Below are 7,647 nucleotides of genomic sequence, written 5' to 3'. Positions count from 1 at the left end.
TGGGGACAATTCGAGCCTGCGCGGTGCATGGCGCCGCCCTGGGCTGAAGGCAGGAGGGTGAAGCAGCCCTGCGCGATGCAAGGCTGCGTTCATGGCAAGCGCCGGTCAGAGGCGCCGGCGCTTGCCCAGGCCAGGGATGGTGGTTTGTGGCACCACCACGGCAAGCTGCTCGCGCTGGGTGCTGGCCGCCAGCCCCGCCAATGTCGGCTGGCTGAACAAGGTTCTGGCGTCCACATGCAACCCGGCCTGGCGCATGCGCGCCACCAGGCTGACCGCCAGCAGCGAATGCCCGCCCAACTCGAAGAAGTTGTCGTCGCGGCCCACCTGTTCGATCTTCAGCACCTCGGTCCAGATCGCGGCCAGCGCTGTTTCCAGTTCGCCCTGCGGGGCCTGGTATGCACGGCTGATCACGGCCTCGGCATCCGGCGCCGGCAGCGCGCTGCGGTCCACTTTGCCATTGCGGCTCAGTGGCAACGCCGCCAGGCGCACGAAGGCCTGCGGCACCATGTATTCGGGCATGCGCGCCAGCAGGTGGCTGCGCAGCGCCTCCAGCGCCGGCGCCGGCTGGCCATCGTTGCAGGTGAAGTACGCCACCAGGCGCTCTTCTCGCATCAGGACCACCGCCTGCCCCACCGCCGGGTAGGCGGCCAGCAACGCTTCGATTTCACCCAGTTCAACGCGCAGCCCCCGCAACTTGACCTGGAAGTCGTTGCGCCCCACGAAGTCCAGTTCGCCGTCGGCGCGGTAGCGCACCAGGTCGCCAGTACGGTACAGGCGGTCACCTTCGACGAACGGGCTGACAATGAAACGCTCGGCCTGCAAGTGCGGCAAACCCAGGTAACCGCGCGCTACGCCGACACCGCCGATGTGCAACTGGCCCACCGCGCCCAGGGGCACCGGCCGGTCGTGCGCGTCCAGCACATACAGCCGGGTGTTGCTGATTGGCCGACCAATCGGCGGCGCCTGCGTGGGCAAGGGTTGCTGCGCTTGCAAGGTCCACGCGGTGCTGTCCACCGTAGCCTCGGTGGGGCCGTAGACATTGTGCAGGCGCACGCCGGGCAAGCGTTGCCGCACGCTGTGGACCAGCGCCAGGGTCAGCTCGCCGCCGCCGCAGAAAATATCGGTCAGGCTGGTGCAGCGCTCCACGCCCGGCTGCTCGAGGAACTGGTGCAGCAGGGCCGGTACGAACTTGACGACGCTGACCTGCCGGGCCTGAATCAGCTGCACCATGTACGCCGGGTCACGGTGGCCGTCCGGCCGCGCCAGGACCAGGCGCAGGCCGGCAGTCAAGGGCCAGAACAGCTCCCACACCGAGCCATCGAATGTGCACGGCGCCCGTTGCAACAGCGCATCCCCAGGGCGCGGCGGGCAGATTTGCGACCCCCAGTGCATCAGGTTGCACAGCCCACGGTGCTCCACCATGACCCCCTTGGGGGTGCCCGTGGACCCCGAGGTGTACATCACATAGGCCAGTTTTGACGGCCCCAGCCCCTCGACCTGCGGGTTATCGGCCGGGTTGGCCTGCCAGCTGTGCGCGTCCAGGTCGAGCCAGCGACAGGCCAGGCCGGCGAACAGGCCCTGGGTAGCGCCGTGCACCAGCACCAGGGTTGGCGTGCAGTCCTGCAACATGAAGCGCAGGCGTTCCTGCGGGTAGCCGGGGTCCAGCGGCACATAGGCACCGCCGGCCTTGAGCACGCCAAGCAAGGCCACCATTAGCGAAATGCCGCGCTCCACGCACACAGCCACCCGGCTGTCCGGGCCGACCCCTTGGGCAATCAACTGGTGCGCCAGGCGGTTGGCCTGGGCATTCAGCGTTTGGTAGTCCAGGCTCTCGTCGCCCGCCTGCAGGGCGATGGCCTGTGGCGTGCGCCAAACCTGGGCCTCGAGTAACGCAGGCAGGGTCTGCCAGGTTGGGCTGTGCGGGTCTTCGGTGCGGTTCAAGCCCTGCAACAAACGCTGCAACTCGTTGTGTGGCACTGCACACAGGGCCTGCAGGCCTTCACTGCTGCCGCGGGCAAGCGCATCGGCCAATTGCTGCAGGGCGTTGAGCACGAAGTCCATGACCCGTTGCGCCCCGATCGCACGCGGCGCACGCACGGCCAGTTGCAGCGTATCTGCCTGCTCATCCACGGTCAGCACCAGCCCGTGGCTCTCGACCTCGCTGGCCTCGACCAGCGCTACACCGGGCAGCACCTGGCCGAACGGCAGGCTGCCCTGGCGGTAATTCACCAGGCTGTCGAACAGTGCGCTGCCTGCGGGCAGGCCACTGCAACGCTGGGCCAGGATCAGCGGCGCATCCTCATGCGCCAGCAAGGCGGCCAGCCCGGCATGGGTTTCACGCAGCGCCTGGCCGGGTACACGTTGGGCCAGCGGGACACGCAACGGCAGGCTGTTGATGAACATGCCCATCGCGCTGCCGGCACCGGGGCCGGCCATGCTGCGCCCCAGCAGTACGGTGCCCAGCACCACCTCGTCACGCCCGCCGAGGTTGCCCAGCACCTGTGCCCACGCCAGGTGCAGCAGGCTGGCCAGGCTGGCGCCCTGGTGCCGTGCCTGCTGGCGTAACGCGGCAACCTGTTCGCCGGCCAGGCGATGGTCGCAGCGCTCCAACTGCTGCTCATCGACTGGCGCCCCGCCATAACCGGGGATCGGTGCTTGCGGTTCGATACCGGCCAGTTGCGCCCTGAAGAAGGCAGCGTGACCGGCCTGGCGCTCGGCCTGGGTGCTGGCGGCGACATAGTCGCGGTAAGCCACTGGCGTGGCCAGGCCCTCGCCCTGCCCGGCCATGCAGGCTGCCAGCTCACCCAGCAGCACCTGCAGCGATACCGCATCGTTGACCAGGTGATGGAAGCGCAACAAGCCCAGCCAACGGCCCTGGTCGGTAGCCTCGCTGCACACCAGCGCCATCATCGGCGCCCGGCGCAGGTCCAGGGGCTGGCGTTGCGGGTCGAAGTGGCTGCGCAACTGCGCAGCGGGGCCGTGCCACTGCTCGACTGGCAGGCGCGCCTGACGCCAGACCACCTGCTGCGGGTGCTCCAGGCCTTCCCAGCACAGGCTGGTGCGCAGAATATCGTGGCGCTCGATCACCTGCTGCAGGGCAGCGGCAAAGGCTTGCAGTTGTGCATGGCTGGCGAAGGCGAACAACGCTTGCTGTTGGTAGGGGTCGCGGGCGTCGGCAACATGGTGGTAAAGCAGCCCCTGCTGCAGAGGGGCGAGTGGGTAGATTTCCTGCACATTGGCGGCCCCACCGGGCACCGTGGCCACGATGCGATCGATGGCAGCCTGGTCCAGTTCGGTGAGTGCCAGCATGCCCGGGGTAATGCGCTGGCAACCCGGCGGTACCTGGTTGCCCGGCAGTACTGGCTGTTCGACCCGAGTCACGCTGGCAGCCAGGCTGGCCAGGGTCGATTGCCCGAACAGCACCTGCACGTCCGCCTGCCAGCCCTGCTGGCGCATGCGTTCGATCAATTGCACGGCCAACAGTGAATGGCCACCGAGTTCGAAGAAGTGGTCCTGGCGCCCTACCCGTTCAACCTGCAGCAACTCGCCCCACAGCTGCGCCAGCTGTTGTTCGACTGCGCCTTGCGGCGCTTCATGTTCGCGGCGCACCTGGCTGTTTTCGTCGGCGTGCGGCAACGCCCGGCGGTCGAGCTTGCCATTGGCGGTCAGCGGCCAGCGCTCAAGGCGCACGAAGGCCCCCGGCAACAAGGCGACCGGCAGCCGTTCACGCAGGTGCTCATGCAACGCCCGCGGCGTCACCGGCAGGTCGGCGATGAACCAGGCTTGCAGCTGGCCATCGCGCAACATGACCACGCTTTCGCGCACGGCCGCATGGCGGGTGAGCGCGGCCTCGATCTCAGCCAACTCAACCCGCACCCCACGGACCTTGACCTGGTCGTCGTTGCGCCCGAGGTACTCCAGCGTGCCGTCGGGTAGCCAACGCACCAGGTCCCCGGTGCGGTACAGGCGGGCGCCCGGCTCGCGGCTGAACGGGTCGGCAACAAAGCGCTCGGCTGTCATCTGCGGGCGGTTCAGGTAGCCACGGGCTACCCCCTGGCCGCCCACATACAGCTCGCCCGCGGCACCGGGCGGCAGCAACTGGCGCTGAGCATCGAGCACATAGAGCCGGGTATTGGCCACCGGCCCGCCGATATGCAGCGGCCTGCCCGCCAGTACTTCGCCCGAGGTGGCCACCACCGTGGTTTCGGTGGGGCCGTAGTTGTTGACCACGCGGTAGCGCTGCTCGCGGGCCAGGCGGCGCAGGCGGTCGCCGCCGACCAGCAGGGTGTGCAAGGTGGGGTGCAGCTCGCCCTGGGCAAAGGCATGCTCGGCCACAGGGGTGGGCAGAAAGCTGACGTCCAGCGGCTGCGCGCGCCACCAGGCGAGCAAGGCGTCGATGTCTTCGGCCCCGTCGCGCACCGGTGCCAGGTGCAAGGTCGCGCCGCTGCACAGCGCCGGCCAGATCTCCCAGGCCATGGCATCGAAGCCGAAACCTGCCAGGCTCGATTGCTGCCGCCCAGGGCCGAGGTCGAAGCTGCTGCAGTGCCAGTCGACCAGGTTGGCCAGCATGCGCTGCTCGACCATTACCCCTTTGGGCAAGCCGGTAGAGCCGGAGGTATAGATGACATAGGCAAGGTCTGTGGGCGCTTGTGCGGCGAACTCGAACGCCCCGGCGGGCGCTGCGGCCCAGTCGAAGCGGTCCAGTTCGATCTGCGCCAGGGTGTGGGCCGGCAGCCGATCCACCAGCCGGGACAGGGTCAGCAGCACCTCCGGGGCGCTGTCCTGAAGCAGATAGGCAAGCCGCTCACGGGGGTGCGCAGGGTCTATGGGCACATAGGCAGCGCCGGCCTTGAGCACGGCCAGCAACCCTACCAAAGTATCCAGCCCGCGCTGGGCGATCAGCGCTACCCGGCGTTCGGGCCCAACGCCCAGGCCCGCCAAGTGCTGCGCCAGCAGTTCGGCGCGCCGCTCCAGTTCGCCATAGGTCAGCGCCTGGTCATGGAAGCGCGCCGCCACTGCGGCCGGCCGGGCCTTGGCCTGGGCCTGGATGCGCTGCTGAATCAGGCCCGCCGCCGCCACTGGCATTTGCGTGGCATTCCACCGCTCGAGCGCAGCGTGCTCAGGCGCGGTAAGCAGGTCGAAGTCGCCGGCTGTCGCCTGCGGCTGTTGCAGCCCTTGCTCCAGCACGTGTAGCAGGCGCTGCGCCAGGGCCTGGGCTTCATCGTCGGTAAACCAGGCGCGGTTGTGCACCACGTGCAGCATGGCTGCGTCGCTGTGGCTGTTGCAGCGCAGGTGGACACTCAGTGGCGTGGGTTCGTGGCCGTTGCAGATCATCACCGTATGGCCAGGCGCATCGGTGATTTGCAGTGCGTTGCTGTCGTCCTCGAACGAGACCATCAGTTCGAACAGCTGCGGCCGTTCTTCGCGCAGTGTGCCAAGGCTGCGGTTGAGCTCACTGAGGGCGAAGCGCTGATGGCGAAAATCCTGCTTGAGCGCATCGCGGATGCCCTGCACCAGCGTGGCGAACGAGCACTCGCGGGCAAAACCCAGGCGCAGCGCGCTGACCTGGGTGAACAACCCCAGGGTCGCCTTGAAGCGCGCGTTGCCGCGGTTGCGCACCGGCAGCCCGACCACCCACTCGTCGCGCTGCCAGGTACGCGTCACGCAGACGTGCAAGGCGGCCAGCAGCACGTGCAGCGGCGAGGCTTGCAGGTCGGCAGCGCAGCGGCGCATGCGCGCCAGCAGTTGGCGGTCGAACGGCTGGCGCTGCGCGCCACTGGGCGTGGCGGTTGCCGCGCTCGCGCGTTCGCGCGGGGCCAGCAGGGCATCGGGCAACTGCTGGTACTTGGCCAGCCAGTAGTCGCGATCGCGGGTTTGCCGCGCGGATGCCTGGTACTGGGCGTCGTCCTCGATGAAGGCTGTGTAGGACGCCGCCCCGTGCGGCAGGGGCAGGCCTTGCTGCAACAGGCGGTAATGGTCTGCGAGCTGCTTGAACCACTGGTCCACACCCCAGCCATCGAGGATCAGATGGTGGGCTTGCAGCGCTAGCAGGTAACGCTGTTCGCCAATGCGGATCAAGGTGGCCGCCCATAGCGGGCTGGCGGCATCCAGCTGATAAGGGGTGCGCATTTGCGCCTCGAGCAAGCCTGATGCAGCTGCGAAAGGCTCGCTGGCCTGGCGCAGGTCATGCCGGCCCAGGGTGACCGCCATGTGCGTGGCGAAGTACTGGCGGGCAAGCCCGCCCTGCGTGACCAGCACCGTTCGTAGGCCATCGTGCTCAGCCACCAGGTGCTGCAGCGCCTGCTGCAGCAGCCCGGCATCCACATTCCCTTGCAACTCGACGTACGCCCCGATGTTGTACAGCGGTGAGTCGCCATGGCTGATCTGGTCCAGCCAGATGTCACGCTGGGCGATGGTCAGGGCGAAAGTGTCTGGGGCAGGCATGATTCGGCAGGTCCTTCTGGTTGATCATCCGCGCATTCAAGCACCGCTGCCGACAGCTGTATGGCCTGCCAAACCCGGACAATCGGGACGCGCGGGCGGCCTGCTGAAAAACGTGTAGGACATTGGCCATAGCCGACCACCCACGATGGCCTACGGCAGCGTCTACGCGCTGCGATCAGGGCGCATTCGCCGTGGTTCTGGCGTCAAATACCCGGCAAATCAGCCTTCGGCACACGCGCCGCGTGGTGCGGCCGCCACCCAAGGCAGCCGTTTGGTGGCATTTTCTGTCCCGGTTTTCCATTACAGACGCCAGCCTGCCAGCGGGCTTGAATACGCCCACCCCACCCTACTTCCACCCTGGAGCACTGGCCCGCCAAACCACCTGCTGCAATACCCTGAACCAAGGACGACAAGGAAATGATGCTGACCGACAGCCGCGACTACCGCCCCGACCCACAGCTTTACCTGCAATTGGGGGAATTGATCGCCAGCACCGGCGCCGCAGGCTTTGCTGACCAGATGTTGGGCCTGGTGGCAGCACAGGTGCCTGTTCACCGGCTCGAACTCAGCGAATGGACGCTTGACCCGCAGCGGGCGAATGTCAGCCATATCAAGGTGCTGGGCAGTGCTGGGCTGCAGCCCGCCGCCGCTGGCGAAAACCAGCACCAACCGCTGCTGCAGCGCATCATGCAGATGAAAGACCCACTGCTGATCGAGTTCAAGGCCCCGCCTGGCGCCTTGCACCCGCGCCAGAGTGCCCATCAGTGCCACCTGGTGTCGTGCAATGGCCGCAAGCGCTGGGTGATCAGCTTTCATCGCCTGCCGTGCCAGCGCGCCTTCGCCCTGGGTGAATTGTCCCAGCTCAAGTGCTTGTCCGACACCCTGCTGCCCTTGGTCGAGCACCACGGTCAACTGCTTGAACAGGGCGCCACGCGCGCTGCAGGGGGGGCCCAGGGCGAGCTTGAGGCAGGTTCGCTGCGCCAGGCGTTCTGTGAACGGCTGGTGCACGAGGCCGTGCGCCTGTCGACCCGTGAACAGGAGGTATGCCTGGGGCTGCTTACTGGCGGTACCGTGCCAGAAATGGCCCAGCGGTTGAATGTGAAGAACAGCTCGGTGGAAACCTACCTCAAGCGTGCCACGGCCAAACTAGGGGTCAGCGGCCGCCACGGCCTGGCGAAATGGATGGCCGGTGCCTGACTGCGA

At 67.5% G+C, this 7,647-nt stretch carries 2 protein-coding genes; one reads left to right on the top strand and one right to left on the bottom strand.

What is annotated here, in order from left to right; translation table 11 throughout:
• Positions 1-105: 105 nt before the first annotated feature.
• On the bottom strand, positions 106-6,444 hold the full coding sequence (locus GYA94_RS20205) for a non-ribosomal peptide synthetase (RefSeq protein ID WP_161892958.1): 6,339 nt from the start codon (positions 6,442-6,444) through the stop codon (positions 106-108).
• Between the two features lie 417 nt (positions 6,445-6,861).
• On the opposite strand from GYA94_RS20205, the gene GYA94_RS20200 reads away from it, so the two are divergent.
• On the top strand, positions 6,862-7,641 hold the full coding sequence (locus GYA94_RS20200; protein WP_161892957.1) for a helix-turn-helix transcriptional regulator: 780 nt from the start codon (positions 6,862-6,864) through the stop codon (positions 7,639-7,641).
• The last annotated feature ends 6 nt before the right edge of the window (positions 7,642-7,647 follow it).

Origin of the sequence: Pseudomonas juntendi (assembly GCF_009932375.1) — a bacterium.
GTDB lineage: Bacteria > Pseudomonadota > Gammaproteobacteria > Pseudomonadales > Pseudomonadaceae > Aquipseudomonas > Aquipseudomonas juntendi.
The sequence above is the reverse complement of the archived record's forward strand: the minus strand, read 5'-3'. Positions and strand labels throughout refer to the sequence as shown.

Coding starts and splice junctions, on each gene's coding strand:
- GYA94_RS20205 (WP_161892958.1), bottom strand. CDS start 6,444: ATGCCTGCCCCAGACACTTTCGCCCTGACCATCGCCCAGCGTGACATC.
- GYA94_RS20200 (WP_161892957.1), top strand. CDS start 6,862: ATGATGCTGACCGACAGCCGCGACTACCGCCCCGACCCACAGCTTTAC.